Source organism: Bacillus sp. B19-2 (assembly GCF_022832475.1).
Lineage (GTDB): Bacteria > Bacillota > Bacilli > Bacillales > Bacillaceae > Bacillus > Bacillus paralicheniformis.
Genome location: NZ_JALHKQ010000013.1, coordinates 1,893 through 4,855, shown reverse-complemented (window position 1 = coordinate 4,855; position 2,963 = coordinate 1,893). Strand labels below are relative to the sequence as shown.

Annotated in this window: 1 rRNA gene; it reads right to left on the bottom strand. The window is 53.4% G+C overall.

Features of this window, described 5'->3' with window-relative positions:
* Positions 1-3 precede the first annotated feature (3 nt).
* A 23S ribosomal RNA gene (locus MST20_RS21060) occupies positions 4-2,933 on the bottom strand.
* Between the last annotated feature and the right edge of the window lie 30 nt (positions 2,934-2,963).

Sequence of the window (2,963 nt, the reverse complement as noted above, 5' to 3'; positions counted from 1 at the left end):
ATTTAGGTTAAGTCCTCGATCGATTAGTATCTGTCAGCTCCATGTGTCGCCACACTTCCACCTCAGACCTATCAACCTGATCATCTTTCAGGGATCTTACTTCCTTGCGGAATGGGAAATCTCATCTTGAGGGGGGCTTCATGCTTAGATGCTTTCAGCACTTATCCCGTCCGCACATAGCTACCCAGCGATGCCCTTGGCAGAACAACTGGTACACCAGCGGTGCGTCCATCCCGGTCCTCTCGTACTAAGGACAGCTCCTCTCAAATTTCCTGCGCCCGCGACGGATAGGGACCGAACTGTCTCACGACGTTCTGAACCCAGCTCGCGTACCGCTTTAATGGGCGAACAGCCCAACCCTTGGGACCGACTACAGCCCCAGGATGCGATGAGCCGACATCGAGGTGCCAAACCTCCCCGTCGATGTGGACTCTTGGGGGAGATAAGCCTGTTATCCCCGGGGTAGCTTTTATCCGTTGAGCGATGGCCCTTCCATGCGGAACCACCGGATCACTAAGCCCGACTTTCGTCCCTGCTCGACTTGTAGGTCTCGCAGTCAAGCTCCCTTGTGCCTTTACACTCTGCGAATGATTTCCAACCATTCTGAGGGAACCTTTGGGCGCCTCCGTTACTTTTTAGGAGGCGACCGCCCCAGTCAAACTGCCCACCTGACACTGTCTCCCTGCCCGATAAGGGCAGCGGGTTAGAAGGTCAATACAGCCAGGGTAGTATCCCACCGATGCCTCCACCGAAGCTGGCGCTCCGGTTTCCAAGGCTCCTACCTATCCTGTACAAGCTGTACCAACATTCAATATCAGGCTGCAGTAAAGCTCCACGGGGTCTTTCCGTCCTGTCGCGGGTAACCTGCATCTTCACAGGTACTATAATTTCACCGAGTCTCTCGTTGAGACAGTGCCCAGATCGTTGCGCCTTTCGTGCGGGTCGGAACTTACCCGACAAGGAATTTCGCTACCTTAGGACCGTTATAGTTACGGCCGCCGTTTACTGGGGCTTCAATTCGCACCTTCGCTTACGCTAAGCGCTCCTCTTAACCTTCCAGCACCGGGCAGGCGTCAGCCCCTATACTTCGCCTTACGGCTTCGCAGAGACCTGTGTTTTTGCTAAACAGTCGCCTGGGCCTATTCACTGCGGCTCTCTCGGGCTTGCACCCTAACAGAGCACCCCTTCTCCCGAAGTTACGGGGTCATTTTGCCGAGTTCCTTAACGAGAGTTCTCTCGATCACCTTAGGATTCTCTCCTCGCCTACCTGTGTCGGTTTGCGGTACGGGCACCTCTCACCTCGCTAGAGGCTTTTCTTGGCAGTGTGGAATCAGGAACTTCGCTACTATATTTCGCTCGCCATCACAGCTCAGCCTTACGGGAAACGGATTTGCCTATTTCCCAGCCTAACTGCTTGGACGCGGATATCCAATACCGCGCTTACCCTATCCTCCTGCGTCCCCCCATTGCTCAAATGGTGAGGAGGTGGTACAGGAATATCAACCTGTTGTCCATCGCCTACGCCTTTCGGCCTCGGCTTAGGTCCCGACTAACCCTGAGCGGACGAGCCTTCCTCAGGAAACCTTAGGCATTCGGTGGAGGGGATTCTCACCCCTCTTTCGCTACTCATACCGGCATTCTCACTTCTAAGCGCTCCACGAGTCCTTCCGGTCTCGCTTCACAGCCCTTAGAACGCTCTCCTACCACTGTTCGTAAGAACAGTCCGCAGCTTCGGTGATACGTTTAGCCCCGGTACATTTTCGGCGCAGAGTCACTCGACCAGTGAGCTATTACGCACTCTTTAAATGGTGGCTGCTTCTAAGCCAACATCCTGGTTGTCTAAGCAACTCCACATCCTTTTCCACTTAACGTATACTTTGGGACCTTAGCTGGCGGTCTGGGCTGTTTCCCTTTCGACTACGGATCTTATCACTCGCAGTCTGACTCCCAAGGATAAGTCTTTGGCATTCGGAGTTTGACTGAATTCGGTAACCCGGTAGGGGCCCCTAGTCCAATCAGTGCTCTACCTCCAAGACTCTTACCTTGAGGCTAGCCCTAAAGCTATTTCGGAGAGAACCAGCTATCTCCAGGTTCGATTGGCATTTCACCCCTACCCACACCTCATCCCCGCACTTTTCAACGTGCGTGGGTTCGGGCCTCCATTCAGTGTTACCTGAACTTCACCCTGGACATGGGTAGATCACCTGGTTTCGGGTCTACGACCACGTACTCATGCGCCCTATTCAGACTCGCTTTCGCTGCGGCTCCGTCTTTTCAAACTTAACCTTGCACGGGATCGTAACTCGCCGGTTCATTCTACAAAAGGCACGCCATCACCCGTTAACGGGCTCTGACTACTTGTAGGCACACGGTTTCAGGATCTCTTTCACTCCCCTTCCGGGGTGCTTTTCACCTTTCCCTCACGGTACTGGTTCACTATCGGTCACTAGGGAGTATTTAGCCTTGGGAGATGGTCCTCCCGGATTCCGACGGAATTTCACGTGTTCCGCCGTACTCAGGATCCACTCAGGAGAGAACGAAGTTTTGACTACAGGGCTGTTACCTCCTATGGCGGGCCTTTCCAGACCTCTTCATCTACCTCGTTCCTTTGTAACTCCGTACAGAGTGTCCTACAACCCCAAGAGGCAAGCCTCTTGGTTTGGGCTAATCCCGTTTCGCTCGCCGCTACTCAGGGAATCGCATTTGCTTTCTCTTCCTCCGGGTACTTAGATGTTTCAGTTCCCCGGGTCTGCCTTCTCATATCCTATGAATTCAGATATGGATACTGCTCCATTACGAGCAGTGGGTTTCCCCATTCGGAAATCTCCGGATCAAAGCTTGCTTACAGCTCCCCGAAGCATATCGGTGTTCGTCCCGTCCTTCATCGGCTCCTAGTGCCAAGGCATCCACCGTGCGCCCTTTCTAACTTAACCGTTAAAAAGAATCACTACGTGATATCTTGT